Annotated in this window: 19 protein-coding genes and 1 other annotated feature; of the genes, 5 read left to right on the top strand and 14 right to left on the bottom strand. The window is 33.9% G+C overall.

The window, feature by feature from the left end; genetic code table 11:
- Positions 1-61: 61 nt before the first annotated feature.
- Positions 62-293 (bottom strand) — a binding site (T-box leader).
- A gap of 235 nt (positions 294-528) precedes the next feature.
- On the bottom strand, positions 529-1167 hold the full coding sequence (locus tag MHB74_RS09765) for a pyridoxamine 5'-phosphate oxidase family protein (RefSeq protein ID WP_061676874.1): 639 nt from the start codon (positions 1165-1167) through the stop codon (positions 529-531).
- Between the two features lie 83 nt (positions 1168-1250).
- On the opposite strand from MHB74_RS09765, the gene MHB74_RS09760 reads away from it, so the two are divergent.
- On the top strand, positions 1251-1859 hold the full coding sequence (locus tag MHB74_RS09760) for an NUDIX hydrolase (RefSeq protein ID WP_061676873.1): 609 nt from the start codon (positions 1251-1253) through the stop codon (positions 1857-1859).
- Positions 1860-1945: 86 nt separating this feature from the next.
- Here MHB74_RS09760 and MHB74_RS09755 read toward each other — a convergent pair whose 3' ends face one another.
- The 4 genes from MHB74_RS09755 to MHB74_RS09740 form a co-directional block, all read right to left on the bottom strand.
- Positions 1946-2773 (bottom strand): peptidoglycan-N-acetylglucosamine deacetylase, encoded by an 828-nt coding sequence (locus tag MHB74_RS09755; protein ID WP_061676872.1) that lies wholly within the window; start codon positions 2771-2773, stop codon positions 1946-1948.
- Positions 2774-2890: 117 nt separating this feature from the next.
- Complete coding sequence (locus MHB74_RS09750; RefSeq protein WP_061676871.1) at positions 2891-3763, bottom strand: aminoglycoside 6-adenylyltransferase; 873 nt, start codon at positions 3761-3763, stop codon at positions 2891-2893.
- A gap of 132 nt (positions 3764-3895) precedes the next feature.
- Positions 3896-4567, bottom strand: a complete 672-nt coding sequence (locus MHB74_RS09745) for an O-methyltransferase (RefSeq protein ID WP_061676870.1) — start codon at positions 4565-4567, stop codon at positions 3896-3898.
- A gap of 140 nt (positions 4568-4707) precedes the next feature.
- Complete coding sequence (locus MHB74_RS09740; RefSeq protein WP_061676869.1) at positions 4708-5427, bottom strand: 3-ketoacyl-ACP reductase; 720 nt, start codon at positions 5425-5427, stop codon at positions 4708-4710.
- A gap of 197 nt (positions 5428-5624) precedes the next feature.
- Here MHB74_RS09740 and MHB74_RS09735 point away from each other — a divergent pair, with 197 nt between their 5' ends.
- The gene (locus MHB74_RS09735; protein WP_061676868.1) at positions 5625-6212 is read left to right on the top strand and encodes a DUF3139 domain-containing protein; all 588 of its coding nucleotides are present in this window, start codon (positions 5625-5627) and stop codon (positions 6210-6212) included.
- A 24-nt stretch (positions 6213-6236) separates the two neighbouring features.
- Here MHB74_RS09735 and hitS read toward each other — a convergent pair whose 3' ends face one another.
- The 3 genes from hitS to MHB74_RS09720 all read right to left on the bottom strand — a co-directional run bounded on the left by hitS (position 6237) and on the right by MHB74_RS09720 (position 9833).
- On the bottom strand, positions 6237-7310 hold the full coding sequence (gene hitS / locus MHB74_RS09730; RefSeq protein ID WP_061676867.1) for an envelope stress sensor histidine kinase HitS: 1074 nt from the start codon (positions 7308-7310) through the stop codon (positions 6237-6239).
- Positions 7307-7984, bottom strand: a complete 678-nt coding sequence (gene hitR / locus MHB74_RS09725) for an envelope stress response regulator transcription factor HitR (protein WP_061676887.1) — start codon at positions 7982-7984, stop codon at positions 7307-7309. Before hitR ends, hitS begins: the two co-directional genes overlap by 4 nt.
- Positions 7985-8072: 88 nt before the next feature.
- Entirely contained in the window at positions 8073-9833 is a 1761-nt protein-coding gene (locus MHB74_RS09720) for an ABC transporter ATP-binding protein (protein ID WP_061676866.1), read from the bottom strand.
- A 240-nt stretch (positions 9834-10073) separates the two neighbouring features.
- Here MHB74_RS09720 and MHB74_RS09715 point away from each other — a divergent pair, with 240 nt between their 5' ends.
- A complete protein-coding gene (locus MHB74_RS09715) occupies positions 10074-10838 on the top strand; it encodes an alpha/beta fold hydrolase (protein ID WP_061676865.1) in 765 nt (254 codons plus the stop codon).
- 98 nt (positions 10839-10936) lie between these two features.
- Here the strand turns inward: MHB74_RS09715 and entFM are convergent, their stop codons facing one another.
- The gene (entFM, locus tag MHB74_RS09710) at positions 10937-12229 is read right to left on the bottom strand and encodes an enterotoxin EntFM (protein WP_061676864.1); all 1293 of its coding nucleotides are present in this window, start codon (positions 12227-12229) and stop codon (positions 10937-10939) included.
- A 695-nt stretch (positions 12230-12924) separates the two neighbouring features.
- Between entFM and MHB74_RS09705 the strand changes: the two genes are divergently transcribed.
- Positions 12925-13095, top strand: coding sequence for a hypothetical protein (locus tag MHB74_RS09705; protein ID WP_061676863.1), 171 nt, complete (start codon positions 12925-12927; stop codon positions 13093-13095).
- A gap of 199 nt (positions 13096-13294) precedes the next feature.
- Here the strand turns inward: MHB74_RS09705 and MHB74_RS09700 are convergent, their stop codons facing one another.
- A complete protein-coding gene (locus MHB74_RS09700) occupies positions 13295-13897 on the bottom strand; it encodes a nitroreductase family protein (RefSeq protein ID WP_186292095.1) in 603 nt (200 codons plus the stop codon).
- Between the two features lie 245 nt (positions 13898-14142).
- Complete coding sequence (locus MHB74_RS09695) at positions 14143-15096, bottom strand: D-alanyl-D-alanine carboxypeptidase family protein (protein WP_061676861.1); 954 nt, start codon at positions 15094-15096, stop codon at positions 14143-14145.
- Between the two features lie 188 nt (positions 15097-15284).
- Between MHB74_RS09695 and MHB74_RS09690 the strand changes: the two genes are divergently transcribed.
- Complete coding sequence (locus tag MHB74_RS09690) at positions 15285-16286, top strand: S66 family peptidase (RefSeq protein ID WP_061676860.1); 1002 nt, start codon at positions 15285-15287, stop codon at positions 16284-16286.
- Between the two features lie 88 nt (positions 16287-16374).
- Here MHB74_RS09690 and MHB74_RS09685 read toward each other — a convergent pair whose 3' ends face one another.
- The 3 genes from MHB74_RS09685 to MHB74_RS09675 all read right to left on the bottom strand — a co-directional run bounded on the left by MHB74_RS09685 (position 16375) and on the right by MHB74_RS09675 (position 19900).
- Complete coding sequence (locus MHB74_RS09685; protein ID WP_061676859.1) at positions 16375-16821, bottom strand: DUF6376 family protein; 447 nt, start codon at positions 16819-16821, stop codon at positions 16375-16377.
- A gap of 89 nt (positions 16822-16910) precedes the next feature.
- A complete protein-coding gene (locus tag MHB74_RS09680) occupies positions 16911-17132 on the bottom strand; it encodes a hypothetical protein (protein WP_000461288.1) in 222 nt (73 codons plus the stop codon).
- Positions 17133-17338: 206 nt separating this feature from the next.
- On the bottom strand, positions 17339-19900 hold the full coding sequence (locus tag MHB74_RS09675) for a glycosyltransferase (protein WP_061676858.1): 2562 nt from the start codon (positions 19898-19900) through the stop codon (positions 17339-17341).
- Positions 19901-20079 lie beyond the last annotated feature (179 nt).

The raw sequence follows: 20079 nt of genomic DNA, 5'->3' as shown, positions 1-20079 counted from the left end.
ATTTTTTAATTATTTTTAATTTTCGATCTTCATATCCATAAAAAAACACACTCATCCCTAGGAAAGGGACGAATGTGTTTTCGTGGTTCCACCCTTGTTCCAACCTAGACATATTTCTCCCTAGATTGCTCAAGTTCAGATAACGGCTGATTCCGTCAATAATTACTAGATTACTCGTTCACTATTGAAGTTCAAAGGTGGTAAAACCATTTCTCGTGTTAGGAAGCTCACACCCTTGACTTCCCTCTCTGTAAACCGTAAAAATGATTTCGTGTCCTTATCGTTACTTTTTCGTTCATGTCTATTTGTTAACTTATTATAGTTATCAACTTTTCAAAAAGCAAGCCTATTTTTACTAACAATTTTCAAAATCATTTTTTATTGTATTTCACAATAACATTATGCAATGGCCGCTCAATTTACCTATTTTGTTATTTTTCCAGTTTGTAAATCAACGATTCTTATATGAATATCACATTCTAAAATGTGTACATATTCACCTTACAAAACTATATCTATAAAGTTTTTTCAATACAATCTTTTCGTATAACTTTCTTCCAAAGAACGTGCAACATCTTCTTCAGAAGTATTTACTTTCGCATGCTCCAGCAACATTTTTGCTGCTGAAGGTAACTCTTTTTTATGTAACCAAGATTCTGAATCCCACATCTTAGATCGAATAAAAGCTTTTGCACAATGAATATAACACTCTTCTATTTCAACAACAATTCCAAGTAACGGATTGCGTCCATTCGCCTGCATTTCTTGCAATATCTCTTCGTCGTTTGTAATATACGCTCGGCCGTTTATCCGGAGCGTCTCTCCAAGGCCTGGAATAAAAAAGAGTAACCCTACGTATGGATTTGAAATAATGTTCAAAATGGAATCTATACGACGGTTACCTGGTCTTTCTGGAATGATAATTTGATTATTATTTAATACGAATACAAATCCAGGTGCGTCTCCTCTCGACGAAGCATCACACTCTCCTAATTTATTTGCAGTAGATAATACTAGAAAAGGAGATTTAGACAGGAAATCTACGCAATGGTGGTCTAATGATGAAATAACTTTCTTTAACGCTCGCTCACTTGGTTGCCCCAATATTTTCCGTAATTCTTCCTCTGTTGAAATAATCGATTTTATTTCCGTACGCTCTGTCCCCACTATTAACCACTCCTTTTTTTCTTTATTTTCCCAAAATTCAATACAAATATTGTATAATAAAATTTGCAGAAAGGGGAATTAAAATGACAGAGTGGTTAACAATATTTGATCCTGAAAGAAATACACTTGGGAAGAAATTGCGTGATGAAGTGCATCGTGACGGTGATTGGCACGAAACATTTCATTGTTGGTTCGTAGAAAAAGATGCTGAAGATATGTTCTTATATTTCCAATTACGCTCTAAAAATAAAAAAGAAGCTCCATGTATATGGGATATTACTTCAGCCGGACATATTATGCACGATGAAGATGTACAAATTGGTGGTCTTCGTGAAATTGAAGAAGAATTGGGGCTTTCATTTCAAACGACTGATTTAGCATACAAAGGCATCTTTAAAATAGATTATGAAATTTCAAATCTTACAGATCGCGAGTTTTGTCATATGTATTTCCACAATGTCATCAATCCACTTCCATTTGCACCAGGGGAAGAAGTGGACGATGTGATGAAAGTACATGCAACCACTTTTTTACAACTATTAAAAAAAGAGATTGCAACTTTAACGACTATTTCTGTTTTAAGCAATAAACCGATAACGATAACATTTGAAGATATTTATCCATATGATCTTGCATACTATGAATTTGTTATAGAGCAAGGAAAAGACTTACTAGAAAATAATAGTCTATAAAGAATAGGCCTCCCATTTTAAAGTACTTGGGAGGCCTATTCTTTATAGTCGATGATTGACAATACCCGGCCGATTTAAATTCCAGTTTATTTTCTCCCTTTCGATGTTTGGAACATACTTGGCAGCGTTACAAAGCGTGCCCCTTTCGTTTTTAACTGAGGAATGATTTTGTCTAGTGCCTCTACAGATCCGTGCAAATGCCCACCTGGTGTTGAATGCTGAAGTATAACACTACCCGGGAATGAATTACCTAACACATTATTTGTAATCGTATCAGCGCTTACGCCTTTCCAATCAACTGTATCAACACTCCACTGTACAATCATAAAGTTTTGCTCTGTCGCCCACTTCAATTGATTTTCAAGTATTTCACCGTACGGCGGACGAATAAACTTCGGTGCATAACCCGCTAAACGATTTAATATTTCTTCTGTTTTTATAATTTGATTACGGTACTCAGCATCATTTACTTTCGCTAAATTTAGATGGCTATACGTATGATTACCAATTGCATGCCCTTCATTCGCAATACGTTTTACTACATTCGGATACTTCTCTGCGTTTTCACCAAGCAAGAAAAAAGTTGCTTTTACATTATGTTGTTTTAACTTATCTAAAATTTTCGGCGTAAATTCTAAATCTGGTCCATCATCAAATGTAAGAGCGACTTCCGCTTTATTGTATGGTCCGGAAAATGCGTACGCATATTTTTCGACCCACGAAAATGGCGTCCACGATCCACGCTCATATGCTTTCATTTGCACTTCATAGTTTTGAGGGATATATGCGTATGGCAATGCGCTTATATAGTCTCCATAATAAAATGAGTGATATGGCATATAGGCGTATGAAACATCTCGTTCTAGTCCCCATTGATATGGGGCAAACATTTCTGACGAATAAAAATAATACATAATAAAAACCTCCCTAAAATTTCATATGTGATTCCTCTGCACTTTGTTAGGGAAATTCCTATTCATGAACAAAAATAAGACTGTCCATAATTAGGACAGTCTTATTGCTTTATATTATTAATAAATCGATGTACTATCTTTCGGCAAAGCTTTCACATGTTTTAAATAGCTCGTCACTCTGTCATCATCACCTTGCGGGTATTGATATCCATATGTGTTAGCAATTTCATTCGCTACTTCCCTAAATAATTTCCCCATGACAAAGAATGACTCCCATATGTTTTCATATTCTGCATTCGAATAGGTACGTTTAAATTGCTCCCACATATCTTTTTCAATATATTGCTCGAAATGCTTCCCAAACTTTCCTGCATTACCTGTAAAGTCTGTTTTCATACCAATATGCCATTCTAGCATTACGATGAACATATCTCGTACTGGACCATCAAGCATCCCTTTCGCATAAGAAAGCTCTTCTCTCCATAGTCCTTTTGCCACATTCGTACTACACCACCAAAATTCATTACAGCAATCTAAAAATTCTTTTTCTGTAGGCTTTTTTATTAAGTAGTCTTTATCGCTTGCTGGTGGAAATTCAACAATACCATTATCTTTATCGAGAAGCAGTTCACTTAAACTATCTTGTCCAACGAACTTATTTATCAAATCAACTGGAACTAACGTTAAATCAATTCGATTTCCATCCATAAACTGCATTAAATACGGAAATTTCCCGTCTTCGTCCGCTGGAATTAATGACATTTCTTCTGGCATTTGTACAATCATTATTTCTCCAAATCTATGAATCCAATTATGATTAGACGTAAAAGATTGTATATCATGTACAACATACATAATATCATAGTCTTGAAAACAATCTCTTTTCACATTTGGATTTACACGTGATCCATTCATAATGACAGCTCGAATTCTTTCATCCTCTTTTGCTGTATTTATAATTAAGTCTAACATTTCTTTTTCAGTTCTCATCTATTCCTAACCTCCAATTTTTATATAAACTTATATTTCCAAGTATGTTGGAGGTCCACGAGCTAGCTGCGTTGTACACGATACATGTTATAATTTTTGAAATTTCTTTTTCATCCCTTTTACCTCCTCACATCAATCTTTTACGACTGCCATTACAAACCCATCGTATCCTTTACTTCCGACAGTTTGAAGCGCAGTAGCACTTACACGTGGCTCTGCAGCTATTAATTCATAGAAGCGACGTATCCCTTGTACGCGAGGATCGTTACTCGTATTGTCAATAACTTCTCCTTTACGCACTACGTTATCACCAATAATTATAGTACCAGGGCGTGATAGTTTCAGTGCCCATTCAAAATAGGTAGGGTTATTTTGTTTATCAGCGTCTATGAAAATAAAATCAAATGGTTCATACTTCTCATTTTCTATTTGCTGTAAAGAGTCTAAAGCTAATCCTGTTCGCACTTCAATTCTATCATTCAAATTGGCGCGTTCAATATTGCTACGTGCAATTTCTGCATGTTTTTCATTCGCTTCCAATGTAACAACTCGGCCCCCAGATGGCAAGCCCCTTGCAAGCCATATCGTGCTATATCCGCCTAGAGTACCAATTTCCAAAATGTTTCGAGCTCCTTGAATTTGTACTAATAGTTGCAAAAACTTCCCTTGCGTTGGCGATACATCATGTGCTGGTAAATTAGCTGCCGCATTTGCTTGAAGAACTTCTTCTAATATAGAATCTTGCGGTATTAATACATCACTTACATATTGATCAACAGCCGTCCATTTCTCAATCATACTCATGTAAATACCATCCCTTTCAATGCTTTTCTATTATTCACATTTGATTATACCGAAAATTCTGTCTCATAAACAAAAATAAAGAAGGGACATCTACTCCATTACAGAATAAATATCCCTTCTTTTGTTTATACATTTATCCCCTACGGATTAGTAGACCAAAGTCCTGCTGATTTAATAAATGTACGTTTATTTAATTTCAGCTGCGCTACGATAAACTCCGCAATATCTTCTGCTTGCATTACTTTATCTGGGTTGCCGTCAGTTAATCCTAAATCTACAGCCATATCAGTTGCTACTGTACTTGGAGTTAGAGCTGTTACACGAATGTTATGTTTGCGAACTTCCATCGCTAACGATTCTGTTAAACCAAGAACACCAAATTTAGAAGCACTATATGCACTTGTTACAGGTGCACCTTTTTGTCCTGCTGTAGATGAAATGTTAATGATATCACCAGATTGTTGTTCAATCATGCTTGGTAAAGCTGCGCGAGTTGCATAGTATACACCCATTAAGTTTACTTGAATGATTTTTTCCCAATCAGCAACGTCTAATTCTAAAAACTTACCGAATTTAGAAATACCAGCGTTATTAATTAAAATATCGATAGATCCTAAACCGTTTTTTAACGTTTCAATTGCAGTCGTTACCTCTTCATATGAAGATACATCAGCAGTCGCAATAACAGCTTTTATGCCTTCTGCTTCTACTTCTTTCGCAACAGCTTTTAAGTTTTCTTCTGAACGAGCTAAAAGACCGACATTTACGCCCTCTTTCGCTAACGCGATCGCTACAGCGCGACCAATTCCTCTACCTGCTCCTGTAATTAAAGCATTTTTACCTTGTAATAATTCTGCCAAGTATAACACTCCTTAATCATCTCAGTTATGTATTATATTAAAATTGTATCTATGTTTATGTAAAAAGGCAATGATGCACTTTCATGTGCGTAGGTTACTTGTAGGTAACTATAGAAAGTTTTTTATTTATTAGTCTCATATTTCCATCATTATTCATGTAAAATAAAAACAAATCTAGCATAGGAGAGTGTATGTGTATGAAAAGAAAAAAATGGTTCTTGTCACTAACTGCAGTCGGACTATGTATCATATTGTTTGCGATGTACTTTATATTTGGTAATCCACTAAACTATAAAGTAATAGAAAAAGATACTAACGAATATCTCCATACTATAAAAAGATATAAGCAAGCAGAAATACAAAGCATTACTGGAAGATATACTCCCCTTTATAATATCGGCTATTATGCAGAAGTCGTTTATAAAGACGAACCTTATTTTACATACGCTTATACATACGATACTAATAAAAAAATAATACAAGACAACGGCATTTTAGGAAGACATACTGAGTCATTTGAAAACCTTTATTTAAACTGGTCATTGTTTGACGAGTTAGTAGACGGGATTCATACAAACTTACAAGAAAGGGGTTTAAGTGAGAAGAAAGATTATTCTATACGCAACGTTCAATTCATTGATATAGATGATGATAAAAGTGGTGCAGAAGCGTACGTTGACTTCCAGAAAGATAAAGAATCAGATTACTCATACCGTATGAATAGCGAAGGGAGAGCTTATCAATATAGTTGCAGTAATGGGAAATGTATTTTTAAAGAGAAATAGTGTTAGAAGAATTTCCTCCTAACACTATTTCTCTTCATAATTTGGAATACGCACAATAAATTCCGTACCATTCCCTTCCTTACTCTCGACTTTTATATCTCCTTGATGAAGGTCGAGTACTTTTTTTACGATAGCCAAACCTAAGCCACTTCCTCCATACGCACGATTTCGTGAAGAATCTGCTTTATAAAAACGTTCAAAAATATGTTGTTTCTGTTTTTCAGATATACCAATTCCCGAATCGCGAATACGTACTTCAACTAATTTCTCATTTTCTTGTAACTGGATTATAATAGTGCCGCCACTTGGAGTAAATTTTATACTATTATGAATTAAATTAATCCAAACTTGACTCATACTTTCTTGGTCAGCGGTAATGAGTACTTTCCCTAAATTAAGTTCTAGCTCAATTTCTTTTTCAGCCCAGAGTGGTTCACTATTTAATACAATTTGCTTTAACTGTTGATCTAATCGATAAGTCACTCTTTCTGGTGTATACTCTTCTGACTCTAAAAGAGTTAGTTTCAGTAAATTTTGACTTAGTTTAGATAATCTCGTCGTTTCCGTTTCAATAATGGTAAGATAATGCTTTCTTTTTTCCTCGGAAAGGTTATCGTCTTGTAGCGCTCTAGCGAATCCTTTTATAGAAGTTAATGGTGACTGGATTTCATGTGACACATTCGATACAAATTCCTGACGCATTTTCTCCATCGCATTCAGTTCGTCTGTCATATCATTTATACTTTTTACGAGTACACCAATTTCTCCATCATACTTTTCTTCATTTCGTATTTTTACAGAGAAGTCTCCTTTTGCAATTTTTTGTATCGGTTCAATAATCGTCCAAATCATCGCCTGTCGTTTTGGCCTCATTAATATCCCAAACAATGTCCAAATAAGAACAATAAATACAAAACCGACCATATCACTAATTAAAAAGGCAACAAACGACGATACATGTATTTCAAGAGCATTCAATATACTAGTTGCTACATAAAATGCGATAGACCAAATTATAGTGAGAAAAGAAAAGAGCGCTATGATCGCTCCCGTTACTTTCAACATCTTCAACTTACTCATTCGTTTTCTTTTTCTCATTTACTTACCTCTAAGCGATACCCTAAGCCTCTTATCGTTTTAATACTGAACTTCGACTTCTCTTCTTGAAACTTCTCACGTAGCCGATTAATATGAACGTCTAGTGTACGTTCATTCCCTTCAAAATCATATCCCCATACATCTTCAATTAATTGCTCTCTCGAACACGTTCTTCCTGCTTTAGAACCTAATGTAAAGAGCAACTCGAATTCCTTTAACGGCAGTGTGACCGTTTTCTCTTCCAGTTTCACTTCAAATGTTTTACGATTTAACAGTACATTTCCAACTTGAATCGATTGCGACACTGTAATTTGGTAACGTTTCAATAACGCCTTAACTCTCACTACTAGTTCTATCGGATCAAATGGTTTTACAAGATAATCATCCGTGCCAAGGTGAAATCCTTTTACTTTTTGAGACGTTTCTCCTTTAGCAGTTAGCATCAAAATCGGAATATCATAATACTTCCTTAATTCAAAACATACATCAAATCCATCCATATTTGGCATCATGATATCAAGAATAACCATATCAACTTTCACTTCATCTATTTTCTTCAGTGCATCTAGACCATCAATTGCCTCATATGTTTGAAAACCTTCTCGTTCTAAAAAAACAGAAACAAGTTCTCTAATATGCGGATCATCGTCCACAATTAATATTTTAGGTATCAAAAGAACCATTTCCTTTCTACTCCGCATCTATTTTATTACTGTTAAAAACAAATAATCAGTGAAGCAAATTCCCCACTGATTATTCATTTTATAATGCCGCCTCTTTAATTTTCAATTGTTGCGTTGCAAATTCACGATACATATCATGTGAGTGTAATAATTCATCATGTGTACCGCTTCCTGTAAGATTCCCTTTTTCTATAAAGATAATTTTATCTGCATCTACAACAGTAGAAAGTCTATGTGCAATAACTAACGTTGTTCTGCCTTTCATTAAGTTATTTAATGCCTTTTGAACGACAGACTCAGACTTACTATCTAGACTGGAAGTTGCTTCATCTAACATAAGAATTTGTGGATTTCGAAGTAATGCTCGGGCAATAGCAATTCGCTGTCTTTGTCCTCCAGAAAGCTTCACACCACGTTCTCCCACTTCTGTTGCGTATCCGTTTGGCAAATCATGAATAAATGCATCAACATATGCCATTGCTGCTACTTTTTCAATTTCTGCATCTGTCACTTCGCCCTCAACACCGTAACAAATGTTATCACGGATTGTTCCATCGGTTAACGGACTATCTTGTGAAACATAACCAATTTGACGTCGCCATGATTGTAGTGAATAACTCGTAATTGATTCTTTCCCTAATTTAATGGCACCACTAGTCGGCTCATAAAAACGTTCTAATAATGAGAATAACGTCGTTTTCCCGCTACCACTTGGTCCTACGATTGCTGTTACTTTTCCTGATTCAATTGTGAAATCAATATTCTTTAAAACTTGCTCTTCTTCGTTATACTCAAAATGTACATTTTCAAGAACGATTGGCTGCTTAGCATTTGTAACCTTCACACCAGTTTCATGATCTTCTACTTCATATTCTAAAATTGTATTAATTCTTTCCGTTGCACCAATTGCCTTTTGGAATTGTGTAAAGAACATAGATAATTGACTCATCGGCATTATAATTTGAACTAAATATAAAATAAACGCTACTAGTTCTCCTGTTGTTAATGCACCGCTAGAAACTCGCATTCCACCATATCCTACGATAATAACAAGCAATGCCATTAAAACAAATGACATAACTGGTGAAATTAATGCTTGCACTTTTCCCTCTTTCAAACCAAATTGTAATAGCTTTTCAATACCTTTATTTCCAGTTTCATATTCCTTTTTTTCTGTGTTCGAAGACTTCACTAAACGAATTTCTGATAACACCTGTGTTAATACACTAGTAAAAGAAGCCGTTTCATCTTGAAGTGCTTTTGAAATCTTATACATTTTCCGTCCAAGTGGAACTAAAATTAGTACTGATAATGGAATAACTGTTAAAAGTAAAAGTGTCATTTTCCAATCTAAAACAAATAATACAATTAATGATCCAACAATTGAAATACCGCCTGTTAATAAGTTTGACAAATGCTCAGAAATTAATGTTTTCACAACTCCTGTATCATTTGTCATACGACTAATGGTATCACCTGTTCTATTTTGATCATAATAAGTTACCGGTAATATAAGCACCTTTTTCCACAAACGTTCTCTCAGTCCAGCTACGATCTTCTGTCCTATATAATTTAGTAAATATATAGACAATCCTGCAGCTATAGTTTGCATAATAAAGAATGCAACTAGCCCAACAATTTGTCCTGTACTTATTGACGAAAGTGAAAAATTATCTACTAACCCTTTCGTTAACATCGGTATAAATAAACTCGCTCCCGTAGAAAGCAAACTCATTAATAACGCAAAAGCAAGAATCCCTTTCGGAGGATTTGTATCTTGAATAAGGCGTAAAAACTGCCTCCAGCTCCCTTTTTTCTTCATCTCATTTCTAACTTCCATTCCTGTTCATCTCCTCGTGTTAAACCAAACTGTTCTTTCTAAAAATAGAATACAATACAAATGTAAACTGAATGTAAACACACTTTTTCTCTTTTTACAAAATATACATACAAACGCATCTTTACAACAAGTATAAATATCTGATATTATTACCAGGTACTTAATATTATTCTATGCGAATTATAGATAACCAATTTACAATACTATATAAATCTCCCGTTATTGAAAGGAGTATCCTTTTTGCAAACAAATATACATTCCGAAAAGGAAACAATCATTTTTATTCATGGCTTAGTCGGCAATCGTCGTGCCTTCAAAAAAGAGCATAAACGATTTTCAGCCTCCTATAACATTATAACTTATGACTTATTAGGTCATGGCGATGATAAAGGTGCAGATATCGAATTTTCATTACAGCGCCTCGTAGATCAATTATTGAATTTATATGAAAAAGAAGGCATTCAAAAAGCTCATATTTGCGCTCTAAGTTACGGCTGTTATATCTCTACAATTTTTGCACAAATGCATCCAGAAAAAGTATTGAGCATTTGTCACATTGGTGGACATTATAATAATCCATCCCTTTTATATAACGTATTTCAAAAATTTTGGGAGAAGCGAGGAGACGATTACTCTAAATGGCTCTCTCAATACGCAAATACCATCTTCCCAAGTGGCATACTAAAAGCAAATCCGTTTGCAGTCATTTCAAGAAATATTTATTACCGTTTCGGATTGCAATTACATTCATCAATTATTGTCCAATCATTACGGCATCGTTTAGAATTCGATTTAAAATCCAAATTAAAATCACTTCCCCACCCTATTCTATGGGTAATGGGTGAACATGATCATCTCTATAAATCTTGTCTTTTTGATTTGAAATCCATTCTTCCTAACGTTTTATACAAAGAAATACCGCTTGCAGGACATGCAGCAAACTTATTTCGTCCGAACTATTTCCATGACCTATACGCTCGATTTTTAAATGGGAAGTTACAGTAAAAACTACTACATTCTCAATTTATTCAACTATAAAAAGGCTTCCCAAGTTTCCCTGGAAAGCCTTTTCTCTATACGAAAAGTATATAAACTACTTTTTCTTAGTATGCTTTTGTGTAACCTAACATGTGCTTGCTCCAGTAAGAGTTACTTACAGAACTAATACGTACACCAGTTGCATCTGTTTCTGCACTAATGAACTGACCGTTTCCTAAGTAAACGCCCATGTGAGAAGGACCTGATTTATAAGTATTTTGGAAGTATACTAAATCACCTGGTTGTGGATTGCTAGTTTTTGTTTTAGAGCTCCAGTATCCAGCAACTGTTTGACGAGCGCCTTTATGACCAGTTTGATTTAATACGTAGTGAATGAATCCACTGCAGTCAAAACCAGCAGGTGTTGTACCAGCAGTTCTGTATGGTGAACCATTTAAAGATCTAGCGAATCCAGCGATTGAAGATGTATCTCCACCTGTTGTTGGTTTTTGTACGTCTTTACCTGGTTGTTGAACGTTATTTGTAACGTTATTGTTATTGTTATTTGTAACGTTGTTTACTCCGCCTTTTACAAACTTAACGAAGTCTGCACTTACGTAACCTGTACGGCCGTTATGGTTAATTTTGTACCAACCATTTTCAGCGCCAGTAACGTTTAATACTTTACCTTGTGTTACGCCACCGATTACAGCGTTGTATGTAGCTGGGCCTGTACGTACTTTTAAAGCACCAGTGTTAACAACATAAGAACCACCAGTTTGAACTGTAGTAGTATTGTTGTTTGTAGTTGGTTGTTTTGTTTCGTTAGATACAGCAGAACCACCTTTTGTTACGAAGTCTTTGCTTACGTATCCAGTTCCACCATTGAAGTTAATTTTAAACCAATCTTGTACTTCTCCAACAACTTGTACTGTTTTACCTTTATTTACAGAGCCTAATACTGTATGAGATGTACTTGGGCCTGTACGTACGTTTAGTGAAGAAACGTTTACTGTGTAAGTACCAGTTCCTTGTTGAACAGTAGTTCCTGTTTTACCACCAGTCGTTACGAAGTCACCACTTACATAACCAGTTTGACCGTTTACAGTTACTTTGAACCAACCGTTTTCTTGTCCAATTACTTGTAGTACTTGACCTGATTTCACTTTAGAAATCACGTTATGTCCTGTACCAGCACCTGAACGAACATTTAATACATCAGCAGTTACTGTGTATTTTAAATCAGATTTTGTTTCTACAGTTTTTGTTTCAGTTACAGTCGTTTGATTTTGAGTTTGATTTTGTCCATTGATTTCTTTTAGCGCCTCGTTTGAAACTTGTGCCTGAGCAGAATCCATACCTGGAACTGCAACACCCACTACTGAAGCTGCTGCTAAACCTGCAATTACTTTTTTCATAAGTTGTCTTTACTTCCTTTCCCTACTATCCTCTTAAAAAAACTTATAAACTTAATACATTACAATATTATCAAAGTAAAATATTCATTAAGTTCCATTTTTTAACAAGAGTTTTATTTTTCACACAGAGTTCATTTTAAACGAATGAAGTGAATTCCGTGTGAACTTCATGTGAACTTTACCATTAAACTTACTGTTTTTGCAATGCTTTTTTCAAATTCCATATGTATTTCATTGAAAACTCGACATTCCATTCATTATCTTAATATATTTTTCCTATCCACTTCGAAAAACTCTATTAATCTAATACAATGCAAAGAATGTATTTCCTAGTAAAGTTCTTTCCATGAAGCATACTCTTATCATGACAAAAAATGCTTTTTTTATCAATAGTATAATATTTTCAGAAAACTATTTTTGATACTGTCTATCGCTTTTAAAAGATTTGACGATTTGTAAGATTTAACTTCAAAAATTCTGTTCTAATTTGACGAAAATGTACATTTTACTCCCTATTTTCCGCTGTACATGGAATTTTCAGGATATTTATATTATCATATATAGAGTGGCGTCTTAATCCATACATGTATTATCCATCCTACCCGGAAACCAATCGAACTTTTACGGGTAGGTATTCTCCACGTAGCATTGAATTTTGATATGGAAGTCTTATTATTAAAAAAGGAGGTATATTTATGAAAAACATAATAGATGATCCTACAAATAAAAATATAGAACTGTACTATGCTTTTTTTCAATTCGTTTCAATTATTACGTTACAAAAAATATCAACTATTGAAACACGTAAAAACGAATTAAAAAATCAGATGAAAAATTCCTATCAAAAAAATCCTTACTACTTATAAAAAGGTGAACAGATTATATTTCTGTTCACCTTTTATCCCACATTAACGGGCAGTAAGACCCCCACCTCAAAATTCAGCGAAAGCAAAAAAGATAAGTGGGGGATCAACTGCCCGTAAAAGCCCGATTGGTGAAGGCTGATAATCAGTGGTGGATGAACAACTCCCCCACTGATTAAAGTTTCACTTTATCGTTCCTACATTATTTATAAATTTTCACACGGTTTTCTAAAGGTTGGTATTCTTTTTCACCTGCAGTTACCACCGGTTTACCAAACGGCATTTGCGCAGTAAGTTTCCAGTTCCCTGGAACTTCCCATTCTTTTCTCACTGCTTCATCAATTAATGGATTGTAATGCTGCAATGTAGCACCAAATCCTTCAATTTCTAAAGCTGTCCAAATTGCAAATTGTAACATTCCTGAGGATTGCTGAGACCAAACGGGAAAATTCTCTTTATATAAGGCAAAGTTTTCTTGCAGTTCTTCCACTACTTGACTATCTTCGAAGTATAGAACCGTTCCATAACCACTTTTAAATGCATTCATTTTTTCTTCAGTAGATGCAAAATTATTTTCAGGTACAATTTTTCGTAACGTTTCTTTCGTAATATCCCATAACTTATCATGTTGTTCTCCAAGCAAGACGACAACGCGAGCGCTCTGAGAGTTAAAAGCTGAAGGTGTATGTTTTACAGCATGATAAATCACTTCTTGAATTTTCTCATCAGAAACTACTTGCTCTTTACTAATCGCGTAAATAGATCTTCTGTCTTCAATTGCTGAGTAAAAATCTTTTGCCATCATAATTCCCTCCAATTTTCATTTGAGGCTTTTTCATATGTACACATCATATTCTGCCTCTTAAAACTTATCATTAATAAGTTTCTAACTTTATACTATCAACAAACAATAATAAACTCAAATAATAACACTCACATTTTTTACCTTTTTATTTCCTAATTCTAAAAATAAAAAGGCAATTTATTGTTACCTATAATAAGTAACAACAAATTGCCTTTCTTATATAATGATCTAACTCAATATTTTACTTAATTAACTAAGCCAAATGCATATGACATTAGCTTATTCGTCTCTGTAAAACGCTTCGTTTTTCCTTTTGTTCCCATTACAACTGTAATAATACGAGTATCACCTTGTTTTGCTGTACCCGTAAAACAATACCCCGCGCTATCTGTAAATCCTGTTTTTAATCCGTCTATTCCTTCTATATATAAAGCTTTATTATTTTTGTTTAACATATCATTTGTACTTGTAACATTAATATTATTAAATGCTAACTGACTTTGACGTAAATGAGTCACTTCTAATATTTCTGGATAATCTTTTATAAGATGATACGCCAAGTTTGCTACATCAGCAGCTGTCATCTTCGTCTCACTTCCATCAGGTTCTTGTAGTCCTGACGCATTTGCAAATTTAGCATACTCCGACATTTTTAACTGCTTTGCTTTTTCATTCATAAGCTGAACGAAATCTTTCTCTGTTTTTGCCATATGTTCTGCTAAAGCTACAGCCGAATTATTTGCTGATTCAATCATTAATGCATGGTACAAATCTTTAACAGTTAATGTGTCATTCACTTGGACTGGGATTCTCGCACCCTCTGTTTGTGCCGCTTTCGCACTCATTTTTACCGGATCTTCCCAGCGAACTTTCCCATTATGTACATTTTCTAATAGTAGGTACGCTGTCATCATCTTAGACATACTTGCTGGCGCAAAAGCTTCATTTTCATTATGTTGATAAATAATATCTCCATTACTCGCATCGATAATCATAGCTGCTTTTGCATCAATTTCCGGTGGTATGTACTTTGGTGGCACTACTTTTTCAGTTAATCCTGTTTTAGGTAATTCCGCCACCTGTAAAGGTTGTCCTTCTACATTTGTTGCACTCTTTTGAGTTCCTTGGAATAAGAACCAACATATCCCTAAAATAATGACTACTAGGATCGTCAGCCTTCCCCATTTTAACCGCTTCATTTCAAAACTCCTTTAGCAAACCTTTTATACACTCACGTTTAACCATAACAATAATTACTTTATATCGTCAAGGCAAAAAGCATATTTATTCATCTCATACATTTATGTTACAATTAAAATACCGAAATATAAGAATATTCAATGTTAAATTATCGTAATTTAACTATTTAATAGAAAGGATTCTTACGATGCTACTTCCAAAAACATTAAAATACGGTGACACAATTGGCATTTATTCGCCCTCTTCACCAGCAACCTATACTTCTCCAAAAAGATTTGAACGAGCGAAATCCTACTTACAACAGAAAGGATTTCACATATTAGAAGGTTCACTAACAGGTCGATATGATTATTATCGTTCTGGCAGTATACAAGAGCGTGCCGAGGAACTCAATGCTTTAATAAGAAATCCTAATGTATCTTGTATTATGTCAACAATTGGCGGCATGAATTCTAATTCCTTATTACCTTATATTGATTATGATGCTTTTCAAAATAACCCTAAAATAATGATTGGCTATTCAGATGCAACAGCTTTATTGCTAGGGATTTATGCCAAAACAGGAATCCCTACATTTTATGGTCCGGCACTTGTCCCCTCCTTTGGAGAATTTGAGCCTTTTATAGATTATACATACAACTATTTTGCAGAAACATTACTACATGATCAAGTACTTCCTTACAACATAAAGCAGCCTTTATTTTGGTCAGATGAATTTATTAATTGGGAAATGAAGACGGAAGAAAAAGAACGTAGACATAATAGTTGGATTTCTGTAACAAATGGACAAGCTACTGGACGTATTATTGGTGGGAACTTAAATACAATAGAAGGCATTTGGGGTAGCCCTTATATGCCAAGCATTCAAGAAGGCGATATTTTATTTATTGAGGATAGCTCAAAAAATGCAGCTACTATTGAAAGAAGCTTTTCATTCCTTAAAATTAACGGTGTATTTGATAAAGTTTCAGGTATACTTCTTGGAAAACATGAGCAATTTGATGATTGTGGTACAAATCGCAAACCGTACGAAATATTATTAGAAGTACTGCAAAACCAAAGCATTCCTTTACTTGCTGACTTTGATTGTTGTCATACCCATCCGATGATCACTATGCCGATAGGTCTTCAAGTGAACATGGATGCAACCAATAAAACTATACATATTTTAGAAAAATGGAAGATATAAAGGACGCCTATATTATAGGAAGAAAATATTATAAACTTTTCCATTAGAAAACATAAAAAAGGATCCGTTCATCACGGATCCTTTTTTATTATTGTCCTAAATTTTGAACCTTGTCTTTCAATTCACGAACTTGATCTATCGTCTGCATAAGCTCAGAGTTTTTAAATTGCTCTACATCCACTTTGCCTTCTTCTATCTTTGTCATCGCCGTATCAATTAATGTATTTAACTTTTCGTTATATCCGACGATTTGCTGATGAAGATCCTTCGCTACATCCGGTGGCGTTAATTCATTGAATGCGGGTATATCTTGTTTAATTTCATTAAGCTTCGTTTCTAATTCTTTTCGAGCTTCGCTATCATTAACGGCCTTTTCAGCTAATGCTGGCGCATCACTTGCAAATGCACTTATTTCATTTACATAGTCTGTCGCTTTTTGAGCATAATCTATGGAGTTCTTTCCTTGCTCTACTAGTGAACATCCCATTAAACCAATTGAAACTATACATACTAATAAAATTGATTTGATTTTCATTTTAGACTCCCTTCGTCATTATCCTTGTCTGCAATCTTCTTTATCATAACTTCTAGCTAAATCACCTACAACCTTTTTCAAATAGCTATTTAACCGCTCACATGCCCTATTATGGTTACAACATCTATTTCTATATGTACACTAATAATATCTTCAATTATATCCATATATCCTTGTCCTATAGCTGCTCCATAGTGTAATGTAAGCCCCTTCTTTTCATACACTGACTTTGGCACTGAAAAAATAAATCTCCTCAAGTTTCTTTCATCAGCAGGCTCCATAATTAAAACAATTCCATCCTCTTCAAACATATACACTCGCCCTCCAACTTTACATTCACTATGGCTCAGTATTGCCTTTGTCAGCTAAATTTAAAACCAAAAAATAAGTTGCATATCGCTCCATAATTAAAATAAGAAGCATTAATTCTTTTTTTAAGGTTTAATGCTTCTTCAAAACTTTGATTTAACTGTCCATAATATCTATTATGCAAATTATTTCAATTCTCCTCAATCCTTCATTTCCGAACAATATAGAGTACATCAGTTTCAGATAAACCAAATTCCCTCGCACTTCTCATTCCTTGTTTTTCAGCTATGTTATACAATTCAACCTTAAATCCTACATTCATTAATCGTTGTATAAATCCTGATTGATTATAAATTCTTACGTGTTCTTCATGACCAAAAGCTATTTTTCTCAATTTTGGCGTTAAAATTAATTCATTCTCTATAATAATATCTACATTCATTACGATTGGAGCTTGAATAATTCCCCATCCATTTGTTTTTAATACTCTATATAACTCTCTCATCGCTTTTTCATCATCTTGAACGTACTGTAATACATGACCACATAAAACCACATCAAATGTATCATTTTCATATGGAATTCTAGTAACATCAATTTCCTGCATTAATGGATCCTTTGGTTCAATATCTCCACATACATATGTAATATTTTTATGCTGAGCAAACCAACTTCTTAACTTTGCTTCTGGTGCAATATGAAGCATAGTATCATTTCCACTTAATAAATCCGTTTCCATTTCAATATATACACGATATAACCTTTCACGGTCCATCGAATCACATACCGGACAAATTCCCGTATCTTTATTCCACATCTCGAATTTATATTTTGGAAAATCGTAATGTTCTGGCCAAGGAGAAAATTTTTCAAATTGTTGATTGCAAAATTGACAATAGCAGACTTCTTTCTGAAATAAAAGATGAACTAACTTATTTAGTTCCTTCTCTATCTTTTCATTATCAATTTGATTTAATTGACTATTTTTTACCGCATCCTTAATTATTAACACCGCATTTTCCAAACAATGAGTTAAACATTCTTTATAATCTTGCTCACAATTTAAAAACCCACTATTATATGCATCTAGTATTAATTCATTCCATTCTTCAATTGTCTTTACTGTACATTGCATTTGTTTTTGATTTTCCCCACTATGTTGTCTAAAATAACTAAGGGGTTCCTCTATATAAACTACTTTCCCTTTCCTCATCATATCTAGCCATGTTGCAATGTCATGAATAGCAAAGTAACCCTTCCCCTTAAAACACCCAAAACCCCCTCCCGAAAATTTTCGGTTAAACAGAACTGTTGTAGGCTCACCAACTACATTTTTTAAGTTTTTTAACATATAATCCCCTAATTCTTTCCCTTCAAAAAGTGTAGTTTCTTTGGCGATTTTCATGTTCAATGTTGATGCTGGTAATACTTTTCCATTCTCATCAATTAATTCACGATATGACGTCACAAACGAAATGTTTTCTAGACTAAAAAAATAGTTCATCATTCTTTTAATCTTTTCAGGATGAAATAAGTCATCATCTAATAAAAAGTTTATATAATCTCCATTCGCAAGTTCTATACACTTATTAAAGTTCTCTGCTTCTAATCCAGGTTTATTTTTAACATATGTAATACATTCATATTGACTTAAATATGGTTGGATCATCGCTTTAACTTCACCGTTTGTACTATCGTCAGAAATTATTATTTCAATATTTTCATATGTTTGATTCAAAGCACTTTTGAGAGCTAATTCCAAGTAATGAGGTTTATTATAGGCAGGAATAAGTATACTGACTTTCGGTAAATGAGAGTAGTTATTCCGATACTGTTTTTTCTTTTCTATATTTATCTCCTTTCGCTTAATATGTCGGTAGTAGTCTAACGTATATAATATTGATGATGGAACTATTTTTTTTGCATAGTCTAGGAAATTAGTTATTGCTTTATATAACTCTTTTTCAGTAGATAAAAAACCATACTTTTCTCCAACTATAATACTATGTGAAAAATCCTCTACTCCATCCATAAGTTTATTAGATTCATTCAACTGTTGACCTGAATGTAATCGGAAGTAACTAAGTGTCTCTGCAATATATACTGCTTTTCCTTTACTTAATAAAGATAACCATGAAGCTATATCTACATTACATAAATATCTTCTCTTATCAAAAATCCCATACGGTTCTTGTAAATCATTTTTACGAAATAAAACTGTTGTCGGTTCTCCAATATAATTTTTTTGATCCACAATTACTCTATTTCCTAATTCTGTTCCCTCTATAATCGTATCCTCTTCAAATAAACGGACAGTTGAATAAATATGTCGTAGTTCTTTCCCTTTATCATTAATTACTTGACGATGAGATGTTACAAGTTTGATTTCATTATCTCGATCATTGAAAAAATACTTCATCATTTTTTCAATTTTATTCACATGAAATATATCATCATCCATTAAAAAATTTATATACTCACCGTTTGCTTCATTAAATAACATTAGCGCATTTTCAAATTGTCCGAGAGTTGACCTGTTTTTTATATAAATAATATTTGAATGATCACATAAGTATTTTTGTAACACATTTTCTGTTTCGTCATTCGTGCTATCATCTCCAACGATAATTTCTATATTAGAATATGTCTGTTGTAATACACTACATAATGCTTTTTCAAAGTAGCCAGGACGATTATAAGTAGGAATTAATACACTTACTAACGGAATTCGCTCTATCGCCTCTTCACTTTTTTCAAAACGATTCCCCATCTTTTCCCTCCACCTTTTTGCATATTATTTATATACGCGACATACTATCACATTACTTAAACCGTATGAAACCTTTATACTTTTATGCAAGCTCATAACAAAATATCCTACTTTTCAATCGTAAATATACATATTCAATGATATAAGTATTTGATTAGCTGCTTTTGATTCATTTGATT

It is taken from the genome of Bacillus sp. FSL K6-0069 (assembly GCF_038007785.1).
Lineage (GTDB): Bacteria > Bacillota > Bacilli > Bacillales > Bacillaceae_G > Bacillus_A > Bacillus_A mobilis.
Note: the sequence above shows the minus strand (reverse complement) of the source record. Positions and strands in the feature narration are given on the sequence as shown.